This is a genomic window from Streptomyces sp. MnatMP-M17 (assembly GCF_900091995.1).
Taxonomy (GTDB): domain Bacteria; phylum Actinomycetota; class Actinomycetes; order Streptomycetales; family Streptomycetaceae; genus Streptomyces.
Genome location: NZ_FMDK01000086.1, coordinates 1 through 22,005, shown reverse-complemented (window position 1 = coordinate 22,005; position 22,005 = coordinate 1). Strand labels below are relative to the sequence as shown.

The window sequence follows — 22,005 nt, the reverse complement described above, 5'->3', positions numbered from 1 at the left end:
CCGCCGGGAGCGCCAGCAGCAGCGCCTCCGTGGCGGCGAGCGCGGCCAGCCGGGCGCGCGAGGCGCCGCGCGCCCGCAACAGGCCGGTCTCGCCCGCCCGTTCCGTACCGAGCGACCGGGCCACCAGCAGCAGTGTGTACCCGGCGAGCAGCAGCAGTTGCAGCGCGACGATCACCAGCGTGGACCGGGCCACCAGCAGCTCCCGCTCGGTCCGGTCGAGCAGGGAGGGCAGCGCGGTGGTCACCGTCGCGCCGCGCCCGAGTGCCGGATCCTCGCGCAGCCGCTCGGGGACCTGGGCGGACGCGGTGCGCAGGGCGTCGATCCGGTCGGTGGTGATGCCCCGGTAGTCGGCGGCGGCCAGCCAGCCGGTGGCGGAGCGGGAGACCTGCCCGGAGGCGAGGACGGACGCGTCGGTGAGGAGCGGGCCGTAGGTGGTGAAGTCGACCTCGCGGACGCCGCGTCCGCCGAGCGCGTCCAGTCGCCAGTACGGGTCGGTGGGGTCCGTGGCCTTGTAGACGCCGGTGATCCGGACGGTCGGCCGCCGGTCGTCGGCCAGCCGGTCGGTGAGCGTGATGCGCGCGCCCGGAGCCAGCTCCAGCCGCCGGGCGGCCTCTTCGGGCAGGGCCACGGGGATGCTTCCGCCCGCGCCCACGCCCGTACCAGTGCTGGTACCGGCATCCGTGCCCGCACCCGTACCCGGCCACTCGCCCGCCACCAGGGTGATCCGGGAGCGGTCCAGCGCGGCGAAGTGGGTCAGGTCCGGCTTGTCCACGGCCCCGGCCACAGGGGCGGCGGACGCCCGGAGCGATCCGGGCAGCGCGTACGGTCCCGAGCGTTCCAGCTTCCGTACGGTCACGGGCAGTCCGTCGAACGTCTCCCGCGCGCCCCGGACCACGGCCTTCTCCGCCGCGTCCCGCCGCTCCGCCGGCACATCCGCGCTGACGACGAGCACGGCGGAGGCGGCGTCCCGGCCTCGCAGCGTCTCGCGCAGCGCGGTGTCCCCGACCGAGCCCGAGAACGCGGTGAGGGAGGCGAGCACACAGGTGGTCAGCACCACCGCGAGCAGCGCGGCGGCCAGCAGCAGCCGATGTCCCGCCGCGCGCAGAAAGACGAACCTCGTCACACTTCCCCCGACAACCCGCACGCCGTTCTGCCCGAACGGCTCTTTTCCGGGTCTCCCCCCGTTGATCCATGCTCACCCAAACAGAAAATGATCCCATTGCCTACCCCATGAGGCCCGCGCATAGTGTGGCCCGGCGACAATCACAGGCCACGACGCACGGGGGATGCGCCCATGACGGAACACACCGGCACACACGGGACCAGCACACACGGGACCACCACACACGGAACCAGCACACACGGGGCCACTACACACCCCGACACCGCTGAACCGATGGTCAGGGCCGAGGACCTGCACCGCTCGTACGGCACCGGCCCCACGGCCGTGCACGCGCTGCGCGGCGCCTCCCTCGACATCGCACGAGGTGAACTGGTCGCCCTCAAAGGACGGTCCGGGGCCGGGAAGACCACGCTGCTCAATCTGATCGGCGGCCTGGACTCGCCGGACCGGGGCCGGGTCGTCGTCGACGGCACCGACCTTTCGGGACTCAGCGGGAACGAGCTCCTGGAACTCCGCCGCGACCGCGTCGGATTCGTCTTCCAGTCCTTCGGTCTGATTCCCATCCTCACGGCGGCGGAGAACGTGGGGGTGCCGCTGCGGCTGCGCAGGGCGGAGCCCCGCGAGCGCGAGGAGCGGGTGGCACTGCTGCTGGCCCTCGTCGGCCTCACCGAGCACGCGGCGCAGCGCCCCGGCGAACTCTCCGGCGGCCAGCAGCAGCGCGTCGCCCTCGCCCGCGCCCTCGCCAACCGGCCGGCCCTGCTGATCGCCGACGAACCGACCGCCCAACTGGACGCCCACACCGGCCTCACGGTGATGGAGCTGCTGCGTACGGTCGTACGGAGCGAGGGCGCGACGGCCCTGGTCGCCACGCACGATCCACAGCTGCTCGAACTGGCGGACCGGGTGGTGGAGCTGAGCGACGGCCGGATCGTCGAAGGCTGAGCGACAAGCAGAGACACGAGGCAGAGACAGGAAACAGAAACAGGAACGGCCGACCGTCTCCGTCCTCGGTCCGGAAGCCGCCCGGTTGCCGCGTGTGCCGTGGTGGCGGAGCCTCGTAGTGGACCTAGTGGACCGCGTATGCCGGTCAGTCCTGAGCCGAAGGTCGATCCGATGACAGAGAGCGAGAGTCCGCAGGTCCGTGTCGCTCCGCTTGTGGTGCTGCCGGTTCAGGAGGCGGATCCGCCGTTCCGGCTGGTGGAGGTCCACGGTGAACTGGCCGGCAAGGCGTTCTCCCTCCAGGATGTTTACGCGTATGCCTTCGCGGCGGGCCTGAGGGGCGCGGACATGGACGATCCGGCGGTGGTCCAGTGGCTGGGCGGCGATCAGTTCACCTGGAAGGTCAGGCACTGGAGATGAGGGCACATGGCTGTACGGCACCAGCTCATCCGTAGCGAGCCGTCCGCGGTCTGGGCGGTTCTCGAAGATCCGTCGCGATACGCCGACTGGGTGGTCGGCACGGACTGTTCCGCCCCCAGGGAGGGCTCCTGGCCCGAGGTCGGCTCCTCTCTCACCTACACGGTGCGTGTCGGGCCCAAGGAGTTCCGGGGCCACACCGTCGTCCGGCGCTACCAGCCGCCGCGGTGGCTGGAGTTGGAAGCGCACAGCGGGCCGTTCGGTACGGCGCGTATCGCCTTCGACATCCGGTCCTGGGGCGACGAGACACTGGTGATCGTCGACGAGCATCCGCTGCGAGGCTTCGCCGGCGCGTTCCACAACCTGGTGATCGACGCGTTCCTCCAGGTCCGCCACCGCGACATGCTCGGGCGGCTGGCGTACGTGGTGGAACGGGAGAGCGCGGCGTCGGCCGGACGCTCCACGGCGGCCCGGTCCACGCGGCACCGGCCGAGCGCGTCGGACGGGCGGGACACCTGGCCATGACCGAGGCGTGAACGCACACGCACACACACGCACCGGCACCGGACCCGGTCACGGCGTGTGCGCGGCCGGGTAGAGATCGAGGGCCAGGAGCGATCTCATGAGGCCGTCCCGGGTTCTGGGATCCCAGCCGGTGAGCGTCGTCCAGCGGTCCAGCCGGTACACCACCGTGTTGGGGTGCACATTCAGCGCGCGGGCGGCGGCGGTCGGGATGAAGCCGTGGTCCGCGTACGCGATCACGGCGGCGGCCAGATGCGGGTGCGCGTGAGCGGTACGGGCGCCGGCGCCGAGGACATCGCTCAGCCGGCGGGACTGCTCCGCGAGGCTCGACTGGAGCCAGGCGACCGAGTAGCGGACGGTCCCGCCGCCGTCCCGGCGCAGCGCCAGCGACAGCGCGCCGTCGGCGTCCTGGAAACTGTCGGCGGCTCCCGACAGCCCGGTCCTCGGCAGTCCCACACCGAGAGGCGGCGGAGCCGGAGCGCTCTCCTGGCCCACCGCCCGCCCGAGCGACCGCAGGACGGCCTCGTCCGGCACTCCCTGGCTCAGAACCGACAGCGCGTCGCCGTGCATCGTGGCCACCACCACGCCCGGCCCGGTGGCGATGTGCCGGCGGAACCGCTCCAGGCTGCCGTTCGGCAGATCGGCGGAGCGCCCGCGGAACGCCTGGAACGCGCCGACCGGGTCGTAACCGAGTGAACGAGCCAGCGTCACGGTCGTCTCGTCGCCCGGATCGGCCGTGGCCATGGCCTCGATCAGCCGCCGGTACCGGTCCTCCCGCGCCGACAGCTCCGCGCGGAGGACCGCTTCGTACGCGACGGCCACCGCGTTGGTCAGCTCCTGGATCCAGGTCCAGAACGTGGTGACCTGCCCGGCCAGTTCGGCGACCGCCTCCTGTCCTCGGCGGACGGCGCCCTGCATCAGCACGTTCCAGGTCTCCCGGTAGCCGATGTGATACGCGCCGAGAACGGTCTCGACCGGCAGGCCCTGCGCCGCCCGCGCCGCGCCCAGTCGCGACGATGCCCGGAGATTGTCGGCAGAGGGCAGGATTCCGCGTTCCAGTCCGCCCAGCAGGCCGTGGAGCTGGACCGTCACATCGTGAATGTGCTCCTGCTCCGGTACGACCGCGTATCGAGGCATCTCCGTACGGATCATTTCCGTGACTCTCGGTGCGAAGGACGGCAATTCATCGATCATCTCCCGGCACAATGAATCGATCATGAGTCGCCTCGTGTTCGAGTGGTGATCAGAGGCGTCACCGGCCACGGCCCGGCCCTCCGCGCGCGCCTGTGGAATCCGCTTGTGGAATCCGCCTGTGGAATCACCGTACATCGACCGTCACGGGCACGCGTCTGTGCTGACTCCACGCCGCCACCACCGCCCTCACCTTGAGGTTTCTCCAGGAAACCGGCGGGCGAATTCTCGCTTCCTCCGTTACCGGGAACGGGCGTGGTCCTGGATGGTTGATTCCGAGGTCGCTACCGCGGGCCGGGTGAAACCTTGGAGTGGAACCTATGGAACCTATGACTTCATGTGACATCACGATCGCCGAATATATTCTCGACCGTCTCGCCTCGCTCGGTGTGGACCATATGTTCGGAGTTCCCGGCGATTACAATCTCGCTTTTCTCGACAAGGTGATGGAGCACCCTCGGATCCGGTGGGTGGGAAACGCCAATGAACTGGGTGCGGCATACGCGGCGGACGGTTATGCGCGTGTCCGGGGGATCGGCGCCCTGCTCACGACCTTTGGAGTGGGCGAGCTGAGCGCGATCAACGGAGTGGCGGGCAGCTACGCCGAGTATGTGCCCGTCGTCCATCTCGTCATCGGTCCCTCCACGGCGGCGGAACGCACCGGCGCGCTGGTCCATCACACCGCCGGGGACGGTGACTTCGAACGTTTCGCGCGTGCGCAGCGGAGCGTCAGCGCTGCCATGGCCACCGTCACCCGCGCCGACGCCGCCGAGCAGATCGACCGTGTCCTGCTGGCGGTCCTCCGGGAGAAGCGGCCCGTGTATCTGCGGATGGCCTCCGATGTCGCGCTCGCCCCGATGGCCGCGCCCACGCGTCCGCTGCCGGGCGAGGGACGCTCCTTCCCGGTCGACGCCGCTTCTCTGGAACGGTTTGCCGCCGCTGCCCGCCGTGCGCTGGCCGGTGCGCGGAGCGTTGCCGTGCTGGCCGATTTCCTGGTGGACCGCTTCGGCGCGCGCGAGGAACTGGCCGAACTGCTGGATACGGGCGGACTGCCGTTCGCCACGCTCTGCATGGGCAAGACGGTGGCCGACGAGAGCCGCGCCACCTCTCTGGGTGTGTACTCGGGAGCCTTCGGCGATGCCCGTATCCGGAGGACCGTCGAGGACGCGGACGTCCTCATCCGTGCGGGTGTGCGGCTGGCGGACACGACGAGCGGGGGCTTCAGCCACCGTATCGATCCCGGGCGCGGGATCGACCTTCAGCCGGAGTCCGCCTTCGTCGACGGCATCGAGTATCCGGGCGTGCCGCTGGCTGCTGCGCTGTCGGCACTGACGGGAGTGGTCGCGGGAAAGCCGCTTGTCGACGCGTTCAGCGGATCTTCGGCTGACGGATCTTCGGCCGGCGGTTCTACGGCCGACGGATCCACGGTCGGCCGAGCCTCGACAGGCGAGTGGAGCGCGAGGAACCCACATCCCGACGAGCCGCTGGCCCAGTCGTATCTCTGGCCACGGCTGGCCAGGACGGTCCGGGAAGGACAGACGGTGGTCGCCGAGCAGGGCACGTCCTACTTCGGTCTGGGCACTCAGCGCTTCCCAACCGGCTCGCGGTTCATCGGACAGCCGTTGTGGGGCTCCATCGGATACAGCCTGCCGGCTCTGCTCGGTGCGCAGCTCGCGTCTCCCGGCCGGCGCTGTCTGCTTGTCATCGGTGACGGTTCGGCACAGATGACGGCGCAGGAACTCGGGACCATCGGCCGTTACGGTCTCACGCCGGTCATCGTCCTTGTCAACAACGGCGGTTATACGGTGGAACGCGCCATCCACGGCCCCGAGGCGGCGTACAACGACATCGCCCGCTGGGACTGGCAGCGGCTGCCCGCCGCGCTCGGCGTCCGTGACGCGCTCTGTCTGAGCGCGGCCACGCCGGCCGAACTGGACCGGGCCCTGGCGGTGGCCGACGAGGCGACGGACCGGCTGGTACTGCTCGAAGTCCACACCGGTACGCACGATGTGCCCGACCTGCTCCGTGATGTCGCCGCGGGAATGAGCAGCCGGAACGGCGAGAGCTGACCAGAGCTGACCGCGTACGTCCGGGCGTGAGCGCCGTCTTCCTTTCGGGCCAGGTTTCAGGCCGGGGCGGCGAACCTCTTGCGCCAGGCCAGTGATACGTGGACCAGCACGATCAGCACCGGCACTTCGATCAGCGGGCCGACCACGCCGGAAAGCGCCTGGCCGCTGGTGACGCCGAAGGTGGCGACGGCGACCGCGATCGCCAGCTCGAAGTTGTTGCCCGCCGCGGTGAAAGCGAGCGTCGCCGTACGGTCGTACGCGAGACCGAGCGCCTTGCCGAGCAGAAACGTGCCGAACCACATCACCGCGAAGTACACGAGCAGAGGCAGCGCGATCCGGGCGACGTCCAGCGGCTGTGAGGTGATGGTCCTTCCCTGGAGGGCGAACAGGATGACGATGGTGAAGAGGAGCCCGTACAGCGCCCAGGGACCGATCCTCGGCAGGAACGCCGACTCGTAGCGCCGCCGGCCCATGGTCTTCTCGCCGATCCGCCGCGTGAGGAAGCCGGCCAGCAGCGGTACGCCGAGGAAGACGACTACGTTCAGCGCGATCTTCCCCATGGAGATGTCGAGGCTCTGTCCGCCGCCGAGGCCCAGCCAGTTCGGCAGGAGATCGAGGTAGAGCCAGCCGAGCAGGCCGAACGCGACGACCTGGAACACGGAGTTGAGTGCGACGAGGACGGCTGCGGCCTCGCGGTCGCCGCAGGCCAGATCGTTCCAGATGATGACCATGGCGATACAGCGGGCGAGACCGACGATGATCAGGCCGGTGCGGTACTCGGGCAGGTCCGGCAGAAAGATCCAGGCCAGCGCGAACATCACGGCCGGGCCGACGATCCAGTTGACGGCCAGCGACGACACCATCAGCTTCCGGTCGCCGGTGACCGCGTCGAGCCTGTCGTAACGCACCTTGGCCAGGACCGGATACATCATGATCAGCAGGCCGACGGCGATGGGCAGGGAGATCCCACCGATCTCGACCTCGGCCAGTGCGTCGTTCAGCCCGGGGATCAGCCGTCCGAGGCCCAGACCGAGGGCCATGGCGATCAGGATCCAGACGGCCAGGAAGCGGTCAAGTGTCGAGAGTCTCGCGACGATTGAGCCCTCGCCGGGCCCGGTGCCCTCTCTGGGCCCGGGCCCGGTGGGCGTGGTGGTGGGCGTGATGGCGGTGGTGGACGGTGGTTCGGTGCCCGTCACGGACAGGCTCTCTTCGTGTCGGCGGCTCGCGTGGCACGGGCGGTGGCGGCGAGTTCACCGAAGGCGCCCGCCATCGTTTCCAGTACCTCGGGCCGCAGCTTGTAGTACGTGAACCGGCCGCAAGGCTCGGTGTCGACCACTCCCGCCTCGCGCAGCACGCGCAGATGGTTGGAGAGGTTCGTCTGCTTGGCGCCGGTCTCCGCCACCAGATGGGTGGTGCAGAGCGTCTCATGGGCGAGCAGCGTCACGATTTGGAGCCTGAGCGGGTCGGCGAGCACCCGGATCAGGTCAGTGTCGACTGACGTCATCATGCGCTGATACTGTCACATCAGTGGCAGGTGACGCCACCAGGTGCTGGTATCAAGTGCGCCTGATATCCGCCTGATGTGCGCTGAAGCGAAAGAGTCCTCCCGATGTCCGAGAAGCCCTCTGTGCTGTTCGTCTGTGTCCACAACGCCGGCCGCTCCCAGATGGCCGCCGCCTGGCTGGCCCATCTCGCCGGAGACCGTGTCGAGGTCCGCTCGGCGGGCTCGGACCCGGGTGCCGCCGTGAACCCGGCCGCCGTCGAGGCCATGGCGGAGGTCGGCATCGACATCTCCGCCGAGATCCCGAAGGTCCTCACCGTGGACGCGGTCAAGGAGTCGGACGTCTGCGTCACGATGGGCTGCGGAGACACCTGCCCGGTCTTCCCGGGCAAGCGCTACCTCGACTGGACACTGGACGATCCGGCCGGGCAGGGCGTCGAAGCCGTACGCCCGATCCGTGACGAGATCAGGAAGCGGGTGGCGGACCTGATCGCCGAGATCGCGCCGGAGCCCGCGCACTGAGTGCCTGCCTTCGGGCGAAAGCGAGGACGAGGCTCTCGCGGTCCTCGCGGTCCTCGCGGTCCTCGCGGTCCTCGCGGTCAGCGACCGCCGGAGACGGTGATGTCGCTGCCGGTGACGAACGACGCGGCGGGCGAGATCAGCCAGGTCACGGTGTCCGCGATCTCCTCCGGACGGCCGAGCCGGCCGATCGGGCTGTGCGCCACGGCCTCCTTGGTCTCCGGGCTGTCCAGATCCGCCGACATGTCGGTGTCGATGATGCCGGGCGACACGCTGTTGACCCGGATGCCCTCCGAGGCGACCTCGTTGGACAGGGCCCGGCTGAAGGAGACCATGGCGCCCTTCGTGGCCGCGTACGGCACCAGGCCCGGCAGACCGCCGGTACGGGCGGCCACCGAGGCGATATTGACGATGGATCCGCCTCGGCCGCCATGGCTGGTGGCCATCTTCTCGACGGCGTGCCGCGCGCACACCATCGGGCCGAGGACATTGATCGCCAGCAACTCGGACAGCTTGGCCGGCTCCTGGAGGTCGAAGGGAGTGGGCGCGCCCGTGGTTCCCGCGTTGTTGACCAGCGCGGTCACCGGGCCGAGCTCGCGCTCCGCGCGCTCGAACAGTTCCGCCACCTCGTCCGGCACCGACACATCCGCGTGGATGGCGCTCGCGCGGCCACCGTGCGCACGGATGGCGGCGGCCACTTCCTCGGCCGGCTCCTCGTGCGAGGAGTAGTTGACAGCGACGCCGTATCCGGCCTCGCCCAGCTCTGTGGCGATGGCGGCGCCGATGCCCCGGCTCGCGCCCGTCACGATGACGGTGCCGTGCTTGTCGCCGTGCGTGTGGCCCTCGTGGCCGTGTCCGGCCTCAGCGGTCTTCGACATCGCTGTCTTCCCCTTGCTAGTTGCTCGTCCCCTCCGCGTTCGTCCCCTCCGCGCTTGCGTTCGGCCTTCTCCTCCAACGTACCCGCGTACTCGCGAACTGGCTGGCGCGGATTGTCACCCGGCCCGCCCAGCCGCGTCTATTCCCGCCTGGTGAGGGCTCCTGGCGGATATTGGTGCGGTGCCAGAACGCTGACGAGTGATGACCGACGAGCGACCGACGAGCGACCGACGAGCGACGACTGACGAGCGACGAGGAGGGAAGCGATGGCGACGCCTGCCCGGCCCGGGCCGGGAACCACACCGCCGACCGGTACGACAGGAACCGTCACCACGGCCGTACCGGCCCGGCTCGACCGGCTTCCCTGGTCGCGCTGGCACTGGATGATCGTCGTCGGCCTCGGCACGGTATGGATCCTCGACGGTCTCGAAGTGACGATCGTCGGCAATATCGCGGGCCGTCTGTCCGAGGACGGCAGTGGACTGTCGATCACATCGGCGCAGGTCACCGGCGTTGCCGCCGCGCTGTATGTGGCGGGCGCGTGTGCGGGCGCGCTGTTCTTCGGCAGGCTCACCGACCGTTACGGCCGCAAGAAGCTCTTCATGGTCACTCTCGCCGTCTACCTCGGAGCGACCGCCATGACCGCGCTCTCCTTCGAGGCCTGGTGGTTCTTCGTCTTCCGCTTCTTCACCGGATTCGGTATCGGCGGCGAATACGCGGCCATCAATTCCGCCATCGACGAGCTGATCCCTTCCGCATACCGGGGACGGGTCGATCTGATCATCAATGGCAGCTTCTGGCTGGGCGCCGTCGGCGGCTCGCTGCTCTCCATCCTGATGCTGAACACCGCGCTCCTCCCCAAGAACCTGGGCTGGCGGCTCGCCTTCGGTCTCGGCGTCGTCCTCGGTCTGGTCATCCTTCTCGTACGACGGCACGTTCCCGAGAGTCCGCGCTGGCAGCTCATCCATGGCCACAGCGCGGAGGCGGAGAAGCTGGTCGGCTCCGTCGAACGGCGCATCGAGGAGGAGAAACAGCGGAGACTTCCGCCGCCGGCCGGCGAGATCACCATCCGTGAGCACGAAAGCGTCAGCTTCCGCCGTATCGCCCGGACGATCTTCCGCCGTTATCCCCGGCGCGCGGTGCTCGGGCTGTCGCTCTTCATCGGGCAGGCGTTTCTCTACAACGCGATCACCTTCGGGTTCGGCACGATCCTGACCACCTTCTTCGGCGTACACACAGGACACACGGGCTACTACTTCGCGGTGATCGCCGCGGGCAACTTCATCGGGCCGCTGCTGCTCGGCCGGCTCTTCGACACCGTCGGCCGCCGGATCATGATCTCCTCCACCTATCTGCTGGCGGGTGTGCTGCTCTTCGGTACCGCCTGGCTCTTCGGCGGCGGCTCGTTGACCGCCACGACACTCACGGCGTGCTGGTGCGTAGTGCTCTTCTTCGCGTCGGCGGGCGCCAGCAGCGCGTATCTCACGGTCTCCGAGATCTTCCCGATGGAGACCCGGGCCATGGCGATCGCCTTCTTCTACGCGCTCGGTACGGCAGCGGGCGGGATCAGCGGCCCGCTGGTCTTCGCGGAGCTCACGGCGTCCGGAGTGGTCGGTGACACGGTGGTCGCCTTCCAGATCGGCGCGAGTCTCATGTGCGCGGCCGGTCTGGTGGCGGCTTTCCTGGCCGTACCGGCCGAGGGCCGGGCGCTGGAGGACATCGCGACACCACTGTCGTCGGTGCCGCGCATGGGCGGCGGCCAAGGTAAGGGCGGCGCGGGTAAGTGACCCAGGTACGTACGTGACCGTATGCGCGGCCCTCAGGCCGTGGCGTCCTCGCCGTCCGGTGGGTTCGGTGGCGGCGCCGGGAAGGTGACGGTGAATTCCGTCCGTCCGTCTCCGCTCACCGCGTCGACCGTGCCGCCGTGTGCCGTGACCACCGCGTGGACGATCGCCAGACCGAGTCCGGTGCTGCCGCCCTTGCGCGAGCGGCTGTCGTCCGCCCGTACGAAACGGTCGAAGACCTCCGGCAGGAGCCGCGCCGGGACGCCCGGACCGTTGTCCGCCACGGTCAGCCGGATGGCGCCGGGACCGGCCGACAGCCGTACGGAGACCTCGGTGCCGTCAGGAGTGTGCGAGCGGGCGTTGGCGAGGAGGTTGCCGATCACCTGGTGCAGCCGGTGCTCGTCGCCCGTCATGGTCACCGCCTCCTCCGGCAGGTCGAGCAGCCACCGGTGACCGGGTCCCGCCGCCCGCGCGTCGTCCGTGGCGTCGAGGACGAGCCGTGTCAGATCCACCGGACCGCGGTCGAGGGCCCGGCCCGCGTCGATACGGGCGAGCAGCAGCAGATCGTCCACGAGACGGCTCATCCGTTCGGACTCGGACTGGATGCGGTCGAGCGCCCGCCGGACCTCGGCCGGTACAGGGCTCTTGTGGCGGAGCGCCAGTTCCGCGTGGCCGCGTACGTTGGCCACCGGTGTGCGCAGTTCATGGCTGGCGTCGGCGGCGAACCGGCGCAGACGTTCCTCGCCGGCCTGCCGTCGCTCCAGGGCGTTGCCGACATGCCCGAGCATACGGTTGACGGCGGTGCCGACCTGGCCGACCTCGGTGTGCGGATCGCCGACCGGGACAGGATCGGGCATGGCGACCTCACCGCTGGCCAGCGGCAGTTCGGCGACGCTCGCGGCGGTGGCGGTGACCGCGCGCAGTGGCCGCAGGGACAGCCGTACCCACAGCGCTCCCACGGTGCCGGTGGCGACGAGTGTCACGCCGAAGACCGCCGCCTCCACGCCTTCCAGCCGGTGCACCGTCTCCTTGACGGGACGCAGTGGCAGACCGGTGACCAGGACGTCCCTGTCGTCGCCCGGTATCGCGGTGACGCGGTACGACCCGAGGCCCGACAGCCGCACACTGTGGCCGTTCCCGTCGACGGGCAGTGCGGCGAGCGCGCGGCGGTCGCCGGACGTCAGCGGCACCGTCGCGTCCGTCCGGTCCTTGACGACGGCCGCCTGTGTGGGCGTTCCGTCCAGCAGTCGCGCGCCGAACGTACCTTCCGACTGCCCACGGGTGTCGGGCAGATTGTCGCCGTCCGGTGTGCTCTCGTGTTCCAGGCTGGCCGCGAACTGCCCGCCGGACGTGGAGAGTTGCTGGTCGAGGCGGTCGGTCAGAAATCCGTCGAGCGCGAACGCCGTGGTGATGCCGACCGCCAGACAGGCCAGGGCGACCAGTGCGAGCAGCCCGGCGGTGAGCTGACCACGGAGAGTGCGCGGGAGGTGAGGACGGCGGAGTCGTCGCATCTGGGTCCGTCGGGTCCGTCGTATCAGGGTCCGTCGCATCGAGGTCCGTGGCATCAAGGTCCCGGCTTGAGTATGTAGCCCACGCCGCGCACGGTGTGGATCATCGTGCTCCTGCCCATGTCCAGCTTCTTGCGCAGATAGCTGATGTACAGCTCGACCACATGCGCGCGGCCACCGAAGTCGTAGGACCAGACGTGATCGAGGATCTGCGCCTTGGACAGCACACGGCGTGGGTTGTGCATCAGCAGACGGAGGAGTTCGAACTCCGTACGGGTCAGTTCGACGGGATCACCGCCACGGGTGACCTCCCGGGCGCCCTCGTCCATCACCAGATCGCCCACGACCAGCCGGTCGGTGTCCGCCGCGCCCGCCTCGCGTGCCACACCCGCCCGGCGCAGCAGGCCGCGCAGCCGGGCCAGCAGCTCCTCCAGGCTGAAGGGCTTGGTCACATAGTCGTCACCGCCCGCGGTGATCCCGGCGATACGGTCCTCGACGCCGTCGCGCGCGGTCAGGAACAGGACGCATACGTGTTCCAGGTCGCCGCGCAGTTGGCGCAGTACGCGCAGACCGTCCATGTCGGGCAGCATCCGGTCCAGTACGACGGCGTGCGGACGGAAGATACGGGCCGCGGTGACGGCGGACGCGCCGTCGGCCGCTGTGAGGACACGCCAGCCCTCGCCGGAGAGCACACCGGAGAGGATCTCGGTGAGATCGGGCTCGTCGTCGACGACGAGGACGCGCACGGGACCGCCGTCACTGCCGGTACCGCCGTCGTGCGGATGCGTGGGGGCACGCACAGTAGTAGAGGCACGCACATGGGATGGGTGGCTGTGACTGTTCATGGTGCGTCCCAGCATCCCTTCTGACGAGCGGCGCCGGAGCGGCTGTCCGCTCTGAGTTTCCTCTGAATCGGGCGAGGACGACGGCGTTGAGAAGGTCGTCACAGGTTGCGCTGCGAGGCTCACGACTCACCGGCGAAGAGAGGGCCCATGAGCAGCGCGATGAGCACCGCGGCACAGGCGCGGCACGGCACGGACGGCGTTGTGCGCCCGAGGCGGCCTCGGCGCGTGCGGCGGTTCGTACGCTTCGGGCGTCCGCGTTCGGTCGTACCGCTGCTCGCTCAGACCGTCATCTGGGCGGGCGCCGCCGGTGTGCTCGCCCTGTGGTGGAGCGATACGGCATCGGTCGTGGGCGCGGCCGGCTGGCTCACCGACGCGGGCCGGATCACCGGGCTGCTGGCGGGTTACGCCTGCGCGGTCCTGGTGGTGCTGATGGCCCGTACACCGGTCCTGGACCACGGCATCGGCACGGACAGGCTGGCGCGCTGGCACGCGATGGCGGGCCGGTACACGATCTCACTGGTCCTCGCCCATGTCCTGCTGATCATCTGGGGTTACGCCCTCACCTCGCACACCGGTGCGGTGGACCAGACGACGGCACTCGTCCTGCGCTATCCGGACATGCTCAAGGCCACCGCGGCCTTTCTGCTGCTCGTCGGCACCGCGCTCGTCTCGGCACGGGCCGCGCGCCGCAGGATGCGCTACGAGACCTGGCACTATCTGCACTTCGCCACCTATCTGGCCGTCTTCCTCGCCTTCTTCCATCAACTCGCCACCGGCGCCGACTTCGTCGGCAACCGAGCCGCCCAACTGGCCTGGTACACGCTCTATCTCTCGGTCGCCGCGCTCATCGGCTGGTACCGCTTTCTGCTTCCGCTACGACAGGCCTCGCGCCACCGGCTGCGTGTCGCCGGTCTGCGCCACGAGTCGCCGGGCGTCGTCTCCGTCCATCTCACCGGCGAGCGTCTGTCCGAACTGGGCGCGCGGCCCGGGCAGTTCTTCCGCTGGCGCTTTCTGGCGCCGGGACTGTGGTGGACCGCCAATCCGTACTCCCTGTCGGCGCCGCCGCTCGACGGCCGTCTGCGGATCACGGTGAAGGCGGCGGGCGGGCACAGCGCGGCGCTGGCCGGGCTGCGGCCGGGAACCCGGGTCTGGGCGGAGGGACCGTACGGCGCGTTCACCGAGGCCCGGCGCGGATCCGGGCGCAGAACCGGGCGCGGATCCCGGAACGGACCGCCGAACGGTTCTCCGAAAGTGCTGCTGCTGGCGGGCGGGACGGGGATCACACCGCTGCGGGCACTGTTCGAGACGCTGCCGGGCGAGGTGACGCTGATCTACCGGGCCCGCCGTCCGGAGGACTTTGTGCTGCGCGCCGAACTGGACGCGATAGCCGAGGCCCGTGGAAGTGCTGTGCATTACGTGGTGAGCGAAGCGGGCGGGTACGAACCGGGCGGGTACGAACCGGGCGGGTACGAGCGTGGCGCGCGGGAGACCGGCGCGTATTCCTCTCCGCTGACCGCGCGTGCTCTGAGGCGTCTGGTACCGGATCTGGCCGCGCACGAGGTGTATCTGTGCGGCCCGCCCGGGATGACGGACGCCGCCCAACTCGCCCTGCGGGCTGCTGGAGTGACACGTCGTCAAATCCACCACGAGTCGTTCGAGTTCTGATCCGAATGCCGAGTCCGGAGTCCCGAGTCCCGAGGAGAACCACTGTGCGCAGAGCCGTCCTGGCCGCCGCGTCGACCAGCGCCCTCGTCGTACTGATGCTCAGCCTCAAGCCGCATCACAGCGCCGTACCGTCCGGTGGGACATCGGTGTCGGCGCGGGCACCGGCACCGGCGTCGAGCGGGACGGCACTGATCGACGGTATGTACACCGGCGATCCCGTGAACACCCAGTACGGCACCGTGCAGGTCTCCGCCACGGTCAAGGCCGGGCGGCTGACCGCCGTCACGGTCCTTCGGACGCCGTCGGGAGACGGCCGCAGCCGGCAGATCGCCGCTGACGCCGTGCCACGACTGACACAGGAGGCGCTGAGTGCCCACAGCGCGCACATCGACGCGGTCTCCGGGGCCAGTTATACGAGCCAGGGCTATATCCAGTCCCTCCAGAGCGCGCTGGACAGAGCCGGTGGCTGACACCGGACGGCCCGACGCGCCCGACGCCACGCGGTCCGACGCGCGGGGATCCGACGCGCGGGGATCCCACGCGCGGCGCCCCGGCATACGGCGAGGTCTGCGCCATGTCGAGCATGTCATGGGCACCGTCTTCTCCTTCGACATACGTGACCTGCGTACCCCGGCGATCGAAGCGGCGCTGGCCGAGGCCGTGGCCTGGTTGCATCACGTCGACGAGGTGTACTCCACCTACCGGCCGGACAGCGTCGTCTGCCGGCTCGCGCGAGGCGATCTCGCGCTGGACGAGTGCTCCGCGGAGGTACGTGAGGTCCTCGCCCTGTGCAAGAGCGCCGTACGGACCAGCGGCGGCTGGTTCAGCCATCTCGCGGGCGGTGTCCTCGACCCGTCCGCGCTGGTCAAGGGATGGTCCGTGGAACGTGCCTCGGAGATCCTGCACGAGGCCGGCGCCCATCACACCTGTGTCAACGGCGGCGGCGATCTGCGGCTGCGGGGCGAGTCGGCTCCAGGAGTGCCCTGGCGCGTCGGTGTCGCCCACCCGCTGCGCGCCGACGAACTGTGCGCCGTCGTCACCGGCCGCGGCGATCTGGCCGTGGCGACCTCGGGCACCGCGGAACGCGGCGCCCACATCCTTGACCCACACCGCGGCACACCCGCGGAGTGCTACGCGTCCCTCACCGTCGTCGGCACCCACCTCACGATGACCGACGCCTACTCGACCGCGGCCTTCGCCATGGGCCCGACGGCACGGGACTGGCTGGAATCCCTGGAAGGATACGAGGGCTTCGCGGTAACACCGGACGGCCGCTCCTGGCGCACCACGGGATTCCCGGGCGAAACGTCCCTGGCGGCCACGGTGTACCGGTGAACCAGTGAGGTGCGTACCGGTGAGGGGAATGCCCCTATGCCTTCGGCCACGAGAAGGCGGGCGGAAAATGATTGGGCGGACCATGGATCGGACCCGCAGAATGCGACCATGAACGACCAGCTTGACGACGTTCCCGACGCCTCCGCGGCGGTCCGGGCGACGGACCGGATCACTCCGCCCATCACCACGCCCGTCACCGCGGACCTTGTGCGCGGCGCTCTCGATCTGGAGCGCACCGAGCACGGAGTGCTGCCGCACCGGCTGCCCGCCCGGGCCCGCGCTCAGTGTTCCGACGGGCAGCTCGCCATGGCGGAGGCCCAGCCGTCCGGTGTACGGCTGGTGTTCCGTACGCGGGCCACCGCCGTCGAGCTGGACGCGCTCCGCACCAAGATGGCCTACCGGGGCGCGCCGCCGCGTCCGGACGGTGTGTACGACCTGCTTGTCGACGGCCGACTGGCCGGGCAGGCCAGTGTGACCGGCGGCGATGTCCTGACGGTGGACATGACCACCGGGTCCGCGGAGACCCGGCCCGGCCCGGTCGGTACCGTCCGGTTCTCCGGCCTCTCCGACCGCGTCAAGGACATCGAGATCTGGCTGCCGTACAACGAGGTCACCCGGCTGGTCGCCCTGCGCACCGACGCTCCCGTCGAGCCCTTGCCGGACGGTGGCCGCAAGAAGTGGCTGCATCACGGCAGTTCGATCAGCCATGGCTCCGACGCCGCGAGCCCCAGCACGACCTGGCCCGCGCTGGCCGCCTCGCTCGGCGGTGTGGAACTGACCAACCTGGGCCTGGCCGGCAGCGCCCTGCTCGATCCGTTCACCGCCCGCGCCCTGCGGGACACTTCCGCGGACCTGATCAGCGTCAAGATCGGCATCAACCTCGTCAACACCGACCTGATGCGCCTGCGCGCCTTCGGCCCTGCGGTGCACGGCTTCCTCGACACCGTCCGCGAGGGCCACCCCACCACTCCGCTCCTGGTCGTCTCGCCCATCCTGTGCCCCATCCACGAGGACACACCTGGACCGAGCGTCCCGGACTTCAGCAACCTCAGCGCGGGAAGGCTCCAGTTCCGGGCCGCGGGCGATCCCGCGGAACGGGCTGCCGGAAAGCTGACGCTCAACGTCATCCGGGACGAACTGTCCCGCCTGGTGAAGCAGCGGGCAGCCGACGACCCGAACCTGCACTACCTCGACGGCCGCGAGCTCTACGGCGAGACGGACTTCGCCGAACTGCCGTTGCCCGACCAGCTCCACCCGGACGCCGCCACACATCACCGCATCGCCGAACGCTTCGCCGCCCTGGCCTTCAACACCGAAGGCCCGCTCGCCGCCACACGGCGGCTGTGACGGCGCCGACTCGTGCGTGGTTCGCGCGGTTCAGCGGCTGTTTCCGCAGGTGGAGAGGTCCGTGGCGCGGTGCCAGGCGGTGTCTCGGAGCAGGCGCAGGCCGTTGAGGCCGACGATGACGGTGGAGCCTTCGTGGCCGAGGACGCCGAGCGGCAGTGGCAGGTGTCCGGCGAGGTCCCAGATGACGAGGCCGGAGATGAACAGCCCGGCGATGATCAGGTTCTGGACCACCAGGCGGCGTGCCATGCGGGAGAGGGCGATCACGGTGGGGACGGTGGTGAGTTCGTCGCGGACGATGACGGCGTCGGCGGTCTCCAGGGCCAGGTCGGAGCCGGCGTGGCCCAGGGCGATACCGGTGTGGGCGGCTGCCAGGGCGGGAGCGTCGTTGACGCCGTCGCCGACCACCAGCACCTTGCGTCCCGCCGCCTCCCGCTCCCGTACGGCGGTGACCTTGTCCTGCGGCAGCAGACCGGCCCGTACGTCGGTGATGCCCACCTCGGCGGCGAGCCGGGCGGCGGCGCGCGGGTTGTCGCCGGTCAGCAGTGTGGGCGCGGTGCCGGTCAGGGCGGTGAGGGAGGCGACGGTGGCGGCGGCGTCGGGACGCAGACGGTCCGCAATGCCGAGGACGCCAGCCGGGACACCGTCGTACAGGACGACGACGGCCGTGCGGCCTCCGTCCTCCAGTTCGCCGACGATCGCGCCGACACCGGTGGTGTCGGGATCGGTGGTGTCTTCGAGGAGACGTGCGGGAGCGCCCACGGCGACCTTACGGCCATCGACCACGGCCGTTACGCCGATGCCGGGCGCGGAGGTGAAGTCCGTCGCGTCCGGGATGCGGAGGCCGCGTTCGCGCGCGGCCTCGACCACGGCACGGGCCAGCGGGTGCTCGCTCGGATGCTCGGCCGCCGCCGCGAGGCTGAGGAGTTCGTCCCCGGTCAGTTCGTCCCCGGCCGGGCCCGCGGCTCCCGGAGCGCGGACGTCGGTGACCCGCGGTGTTCCCCCGGTGAGCGTGCCCGTCTTGTCCAGGGCCACCGTGTCGATCTGACCGAGGCGTTCCATGACGACCGCGGACTTCACCAGGACGCCGTGCCGTCCGGCATTGGCGATGGCGGACAGCAGCGGCGGCATGGTGGCCAGCACCACCGCGCACGGTGAGGCGACGATCATGAAGGTCATCGCCCGCAGCAGTGAGTCGGTCAGGTTGGCACCGAAGCCCAGTGGCACCGCGAAGACCGCCAAGGTGGCGAGGACGATGCCGACCGAGTACCGCTGCTCGACCTTCTCGATGAACAACTGCGTCGGCGCCTTCGTCTCCGACGCCTCCTCGACCATCGCCACGATCCGGGCGATCACCGAGTCCGACGCGTCGCGTTCGACCTTCACCCGCAGCGCGCCGGTGCCGTTGAGCGTGCCCGCGAAGACCTCGTCACCGGTCTGCTTCGGTACGGGCAAGGGCTCACCGGTGATGGTCGCCTGGTTTACCTCGCTCGCTCCGTCGAGCACCCGCCCATCCGCGCCGATCCGTTCGCCCGGCCGGATCAGAATCGTGTCGCCGATGGCGAGGTCTTCGGTGGCGACCGTCTCCTCACCGCCGTCGCTGCCGGAACCGCCATCGCCGTCGGCCGACAGCCGCGTCGCGGTCGCGGGCGCGAGATCGAGCAGACCGCGTACGGAGTCGGCCGTACGAGCGGTGGCCAGGGCCTCCAGCGCACCGGATGTGGCGAAGATGACGATCAGCAGCGCCCCGTCCATCACCTGACCGATCGCCGCCGCCCCGATCGCCGCGACGATCATCAGCAGATCGACATCGAGCGTCTTCTCCCGAAGGGCCCGCAGCCCTGCCCAGGCGGGCTCCCAGCCACCCGTTACATACGCCACCGCGTACAGCGGCCCCCAGAGCCAGGCAGGAGCGCCGAAGAGCTGGAGCGGCAGCGCGACCAGGAACAGGACCAGCGCGGCGGTCGCCCAGCGGACCTCCGGCAGCGCGAACACGCGCGTACGCCGCCGAGGAGCCACGGGCTCCCGCCCGGTCGTCGCGGCCCGTGCCGGCCGATCGGTGACGGTCGAGGCGGAGGCAGGCGTGAGGGACATAGGAGGTCCTTTGCACGGACGGCATGGAGCGGTCCCTCCAGCATATAGGAAAGAATGAACACCTCTTCATTTGTTGCTCAAGGGTACTCACTTGCGCTCGATCACCAGATGCCGAGGCCCGCGCAGCAGCGCACTGCGCCGGTACGGCGGCGGGTCCTCGGCCAGGCGGAAGCCCTCAAGATGAGGAACGAGCGCGCTCAGCGCGATCTGCGCCTCCACACGGGCCAGCGGAGCGCCGAAGCAGTTGTGGATGCCGCTGCCGAAGCCGAAGTGCTGATTGTCCTCGCGCATCGGATCGAAGTGGTCGGGATCCTTGAAACGCAGCGGATCCCGGTTGCCGGAGGCGAGCATGAGGATCAGCCGCGCGCCCTTGGGAATGGTGACGTCGGCGACCTCGATATCGGTCAGCGGAGTGCGCTGCGGCAGCATATGGACGGGCGGCTCGTAACGCAGCAGTTCCTCGACGGCGTTCGGCATCAGCTCGGGTTTGCCGCGCAGCAGCCGTAGCGCTTCCGGGAGGCGCAGCAGGGTGAGTGCTCCGTTGGCGATCAGATTGACCGTTGTCTCATGCCCGGCGATGAGCAGCAGCGTCGCGGTGCTCTTCAGCTCCTCCTTGGTCAGACGTCCGTCGGGACCGGTGTCATTGACGAGGGCGGAGAGCATGTCGTCCGTCGGACGGCCGCGCCGGGTGTCGGCCAGCTCGCCCAGATACTCCGCCATCGCGTCCCGGGCCTCCATGCCCGCCTGAAGGCGTTCCTGGTGGTTCTTGTTCTTCTTCTCCTTCTCCGGAGCGAAGTCGAAACTGGCGATGATCGCGTTCGTCCAGGCGCGGATCCGCGGTACGTCCGCGAACGGCACGCCCAGGAGCCGGCAGATCACGGTCACAGGGAGCGGATAGGCGAATTCGTCGACGACGTCGATTTGGTCCTTGTCGCGGAACGAACCGATCAGATCGTCGGTGATCCGCGTGATGTCCGCGCGCAGGGCGTCGATCCGGCCGGGGGAGTGCGGCGGGCCGAAGGGCCGCATCGCGATACGGCGGAGCCGGTCGTGTTCGGGATCGTCCACGCCGATGAAGGCCGGCGGATCGGATCTCCTGAGCATGTCCTCGTCGGGATCGGTACGGTTGCGGATGTCCGAGCTGATCCGTGGATCATGGAGCAGCTCGGCGATCTCGTGATAGGTGCCCACCAGATAGCTGCCGTCGGTCTGCCGTGTCACTCCGTTCTCGCGGAGTTCGGCGTAGAGCGGATAGGGATCGGCGCGGTTCGCGTAGTCGGTGATCCGCTGGAACAGGGTGTCCGGGCGCATGGGTCGGTGGCTCCTCTTTCAATGGCGGGTGGCGGACGGCGGGTAGCGGATGGCGGATGGCGACGGCGGGTGGCAGGCGGACTCAGTCGTGCCGCACCAGCGTCAGGCGCCGGTCCGGGAGATGGCCGGTGAGGGCCACGGTCGGGCCGTGCGAGAGCGTCTGCGGGGACGGTACGTCGGAAGGGACGGGCACACCCGAGCCGTTGGGCGGATCGGAGGCGCCGGGCGCGGGCGGAAACGGCGCCGCCGTCTCGATGAGCCCTTGGTAGTGCTCCAGCCACTTGGCCCGGTTCACACTGACCGCCGCGGTGACCCGTCCCCGGTAGCCGTACACGGCGACCAGCCGGCGCTCCCGCAACGAGCCCTGAGCGATGACCACTTGGTCGGAGAAGGTGGGCACACCGACAGACTTGATGTTGAGGCCGAACTGGCTGGACCAGAAGGCCGGTACCGTCAGATGCGGTCGTCTGCGCGGCCCGGGACTGACCATGTTGTGGGCCGCCACCTCGGCCTGCGCGACCGCGTTGCCCCAGTGTTCGAGAGCGAGTATCTGGTACTCGAAGAGCGGATGCGGGAAGCGGGCCACATCACCGGCGACGAAGACATCGTCGGTGACGATCCCGTACATGTTGAAGGCACGGCATCCCGCGTCGCAGGCCACACCACGTGGACCCGCGGCCAGTCCGGCGTCGGCCAGCCATTCGGTGTTCCGTACGGCGCCCAGCGCGACCACGGCGATATCGGCCTCGATCCGGCTGCCGTCGGAGAACTCGGCGCCGGTGAGCCGGCCCTTGCTGCCCTTCAGCGCGGTGACCGTCACTCCGCAGCGCAGATCGACTCCGTGCGCGCGCTGCAAGGTGGCGGCGAGGGAGCCGAGCGCACCGCCGAGCGCGCCGACCAGAGGCGAGGGCCCGCGTTCGGCGACCGTCACCTCGAAGCCGCGCTCCCGGCAGGCGGGGGCG

20 protein-coding genes are annotated in these 22,005 nt (G+C 69.9%); 10 read left to right on the top strand and 10 right to left on the bottom strand.

The window, feature by feature from the left end:
- Nucleotides 1-1,123, bottom strand: a 1,123-nt coding sequence (locus GA0115259_RS04750; protein WP_141716449.1) for an FtsX-like permease family protein, incomplete at its 3' end; no start/stop codon positions are given.
- A gap of 273 nt (nucleotides 1,124-1,396) precedes the next feature.
- Between GA0115259_RS04750 and GA0115259_RS04745 the strand changes: the two genes are divergently transcribed.
- From GA0115259_RS04745 to GA0115259_RS04735, 3 genes are all read left to right on the top strand, one after another.
- Entirely contained in the window at nucleotides 1,397-2,065 is a 669-nt protein-coding gene (locus GA0115259_RS04745) for an ABC transporter ATP-binding protein (RefSeq protein ID WP_237539761.1), read from the top strand.
- A gap of 171 nt (nucleotides 2,066-2,236) precedes the next feature.
- On the top strand, nucleotides 2,237-2,482 hold the full coding sequence (locus tag GA0115259_RS04740) for a hypothetical protein (RefSeq protein ID WP_093591262.1): 246 nt from the start codon (nucleotides 2,237-2,239) through the stop codon (nucleotides 2,480-2,482).
- Nucleotides 2,483-2,488: 6 nt separating this feature from the next.
- Nucleotides 2,489-3,004, top strand: a complete 516-nt coding sequence (locus GA0115259_RS04735; protein ID WP_093591246.1) for an SRPBCC family protein — start codon at nucleotides 2,489-2,491, stop codon at nucleotides 3,002-3,004.
- Between the two features lie 48 nt (nucleotides 3,005-3,052).
- Here GA0115259_RS04735 and GA0115259_RS04730 read toward each other — a convergent pair whose 3' ends face one another.
- Nucleotides 3,053-4,219, bottom strand: coding sequence for a PucR family transcriptional regulator (locus GA0115259_RS04730; RefSeq protein ID WP_161230286.1), 1,167 nt, complete (start codon nucleotides 4,217-4,219; stop codon nucleotides 3,053-3,055).
- 302 nt (nucleotides 4,220-4,521) lie between these two features.
- Between GA0115259_RS04730 and GA0115259_RS04725 the strand changes: the two genes are divergently transcribed.
- On the top strand, nucleotides 4,522-6,261 hold the full coding sequence (locus GA0115259_RS04725) for an alpha-keto acid decarboxylase family protein (RefSeq protein WP_093591240.1): 1,740 nt from the start codon (nucleotides 4,522-4,524) through the stop codon (nucleotides 6,259-6,261).
- Between the two features lie 56 nt (nucleotides 6,262-6,317).
- Here GA0115259_RS04725 and arsB read toward each other — a convergent pair whose 3' ends face one another.
- Entirely contained in the window at nucleotides 6,318-7,457 is a 1,140-nt protein-coding gene (gene arsB / locus GA0115259_RS04720) for an ACR3 family arsenite efflux transporter (protein ID WP_370747300.1), read from the bottom strand.
- On the bottom strand, nucleotides 7,454-7,768 hold the full coding sequence (locus tag GA0115259_RS04715) for an ArsR/SmtB family transcription factor (RefSeq protein ID WP_093591237.1): 315 nt from the start codon (nucleotides 7,766-7,768) through the stop codon (nucleotides 7,454-7,456). Before GA0115259_RS04715 ends, arsB begins: the two co-directional genes overlap by 4 nt.
- Nucleotides 7,769-7,870: 102 nt before the next feature.
- Here GA0115259_RS04715 and GA0115259_RS04710 point away from each other — a divergent pair, with 102 nt between their 5' ends.
- A complete protein-coding gene (locus GA0115259_RS04710) occupies nucleotides 7,871-8,284 on the top strand; it encodes an arsenate reductase ArsC (protein WP_093591234.1) in 414 nt (137 codons plus the stop codon).
- A 77-nt stretch (nucleotides 8,285-8,361) separates the two neighbouring features.
- On the opposite strand, the gene GA0115259_RS04705 is transcribed toward GA0115259_RS04710, so the two are convergent.
- A complete protein-coding gene (locus GA0115259_RS04705) occupies nucleotides 8,362-9,159 on the bottom strand; it encodes an SDR family NAD(P)-dependent oxidoreductase (RefSeq protein WP_093591231.1) in 798 nt (265 codons plus the stop codon).
- A 264-nt stretch (nucleotides 9,160-9,423) separates the two neighbouring features.
- On the opposite strand from GA0115259_RS04705, the gene GA0115259_RS04700 reads away from it, so the two are divergent.
- The gene (locus tag GA0115259_RS04700) at nucleotides 9,424-10,944 is read left to right on the top strand and encodes an MFS transporter (protein WP_093591228.1); all 1,521 of its coding nucleotides are present in this window, start codon (nucleotides 9,424-9,426) and stop codon (nucleotides 10,942-10,944) included.
- A gap of 32 nt (nucleotides 10,945-10,976) precedes the next feature.
- On the opposite strand, the gene GA0115259_RS04695 is transcribed toward GA0115259_RS04700, so the two are convergent.
- Both GA0115259_RS04695 and GA0115259_RS04690 read right to left on the bottom strand, forming a co-directional pair.
- Nucleotides 10,977-12,452 (bottom strand): sensor histidine kinase, encoded by a 1,476-nt coding sequence (locus tag GA0115259_RS04695; protein ID WP_093591225.1) that lies wholly within the window; start codon nucleotides 12,450-12,452, stop codon nucleotides 10,977-10,979.
- A 53-nt stretch (nucleotides 12,453-12,505) separates the two neighbouring features.
- A complete protein-coding gene (locus GA0115259_RS04690) occupies nucleotides 12,506-13,249 on the bottom strand; it encodes a response regulator transcription factor (protein WP_256097903.1) in 744 nt (247 codons plus the stop codon).
- A 192-nt stretch (nucleotides 13,250-13,441) separates the two neighbouring features.
- On the opposite strand from GA0115259_RS04690, the gene GA0115259_RS04685 reads away from it, so the two are divergent.
- The 4 genes from GA0115259_RS04685 (at nucleotide 13,442) to GA0115259_RS04670 (ending at nucleotide 17,641) form a co-directional block, all read left to right on the top strand.
- Nucleotides 13,442-14,959 (top strand): ferredoxin reductase family protein, encoded by a 1,518-nt coding sequence (locus GA0115259_RS04685; RefSeq protein WP_237539760.1) that lies wholly within the window; start codon nucleotides 13,442-13,444, stop codon nucleotides 14,957-14,959.
- A 44-nt stretch (nucleotides 14,960-15,003) separates the two neighbouring features.
- Nucleotides 15,004-15,429, top strand: a complete 426-nt coding sequence (locus tag GA0115259_RS04680) for an FMN-binding protein (RefSeq protein ID WP_093591219.1) — start codon at nucleotides 15,004-15,006, stop codon at nucleotides 15,427-15,429.
- 118 nt (nucleotides 15,430-15,547) lie between these two features.
- Nucleotides 15,548-16,294, top strand: coding sequence for an FAD:protein FMN transferase (locus GA0115259_RS04675; protein WP_093591252.1), 747 nt, complete (start codon nucleotides 15,548-15,550; stop codon nucleotides 16,292-16,294).
- Between the two features lie 108 nt (nucleotides 16,295-16,402).
- The gene (locus tag GA0115259_RS04670; RefSeq protein ID WP_093591216.1) at nucleotides 16,403-17,641 is read left to right on the top strand and encodes a GDSL-type esterase/lipase family protein; all 1,239 of its coding nucleotides are present in this window, start codon (nucleotides 16,403-16,405) and stop codon (nucleotides 17,639-17,641) included.
- Nucleotides 17,642-17,671: 30 nt separating this feature from the next.
- On the opposite strand, the gene GA0115259_RS04665 is transcribed toward GA0115259_RS04670, so the two are convergent.
- The 3 genes from GA0115259_RS04665 to GA0115259_RS04655 form a co-directional block, all read right to left on the bottom strand.
- The gene (locus tag GA0115259_RS04665; RefSeq protein ID WP_093591213.1) at nucleotides 17,672-19,732 is read right to left on the bottom strand and encodes a heavy metal translocating P-type ATPase; all 2,061 of its coding nucleotides are present in this window, start codon (nucleotides 19,730-19,732) and stop codon (nucleotides 17,672-17,674) included.
- Nucleotides 19,733-19,819: 87 nt separating this feature from the next.
- A complete protein-coding gene (locus GA0115259_RS04660) occupies nucleotides 19,820-21,043 on the bottom strand; it encodes a cytochrome P450 (RefSeq protein WP_093591210.1) in 1,224 nt (407 codons plus the stop codon).
- A gap of 82 nt (nucleotides 21,044-21,125) precedes the next feature.
- Nucleotides 21,126-22,005: FAD-dependent oxidoreductase (locus GA0115259_RS04655; protein ID WP_141716448.1), on the bottom strand; the 880-nt coding region annotated here is incomplete at its 5' end.

What these genes read in the sequence shown, in the direction of transcription:
- GA0115259_RS04700 (WP_093591228.1), top strand. Translation starts at nt 9,424, where the DNA reads ATGGCGACGCCTGCCCGGCCCGGGCCGGGAACCACACCGCCGACCGGT.
- GA0115259_RS04685 (WP_237539760.1), top strand. Translation starts at nt 13,442, where the DNA reads ATGAGCAGCGCGATGAGCACCGCGGCACAGGCGCGGCACGGCACGGAC.
- GA0115259_RS04725 (WP_093591240.1), top strand. Translation starts at nt 4,522, where the DNA reads ATGACTTCATGTGACATCACGATCGCCGAATATATTCTCGACCGTCTC.
- GA0115259_RS04670 (WP_093591216.1), top strand. Translation starts at nt 16,403, where the DNA reads ATGAACGACCAGCTTGACGACGTTCCCGACGCCTCCGCGGCGGTCCGG.
- GA0115259_RS04660 (WP_093591210.1), bottom strand. Translation starts at nt 21,043, where the DNA reads ATGCGCCCGGACACCCTGTTCCAGCGGATCACCGACTACGCGAACCGC.
- GA0115259_RS04735 (WP_093591246.1), top strand. Translation starts at nt 2,489, where the DNA reads ATGGCTGTACGGCACCAGCTCATCCGTAGCGAGCCGTCCGCGGTCTGG.
- GA0115259_RS04715 (WP_093591237.1), bottom strand. Translation starts at nt 7,768, where the DNA reads ATGATGACGTCAGTCGACACTGACCTGATCCGGGTGCTCGCCGACCCG.
- GA0115259_RS04675 (WP_093591252.1), top strand. Translation starts at nt 15,548, where the DNA reads ATGGGCACCGTCTTCTCCTTCGACATACGTGACCTGCGTACCCCGGCG.
- GA0115259_RS04730 (WP_161230286.1), bottom strand. Translation starts at nt 4,219, where the DNA reads ATGATCGATTCATTGTGCCGGGAGATGATCGATGAATTGCCGTCCTTC.
- GA0115259_RS04745 (WP_237539761.1), top strand. Translation starts at nt 1,397, where the DNA reads ATGGTCAGGGCCGAGGACCTGCACCGCTCGTACGGCACCGGCCCCACG.
- GA0115259_RS04705 (WP_093591231.1), bottom strand. Translation starts at nt 9,159, where the DNA reads ATGTCGAAGACCGCTGAGGCCGGACACGGCCACGAGGGCCACACGCAC.
- GA0115259_RS04710 (WP_093591234.1), top strand. Translation starts at nt 7,871, where the DNA reads ATGTCCGAGAAGCCCTCTGTGCTGTTCGTCTGTGTCCACAACGCCGGC.
- GA0115259_RS04695 (WP_093591225.1), bottom strand. Translation starts at nt 12,452, where the DNA reads ATGCGACGACTCCGCCGTCCTCACCTCCCGCGCACTCTCCGTGGTCAG.
- GA0115259_RS04740 (WP_093591262.1), top strand. Translation starts at nt 2,237, where the DNA reads ATGACAGAGAGCGAGAGTCCGCAGGTCCGTGTCGCTCCGCTTGTGGTG.
- GA0115259_RS04665 (WP_093591213.1), bottom strand. Translation starts at nt 19,732, where the DNA reads ATGTCCCTCACGCCTGCCTCCGCCTCGACCGTCACCGATCGGCCGGCA.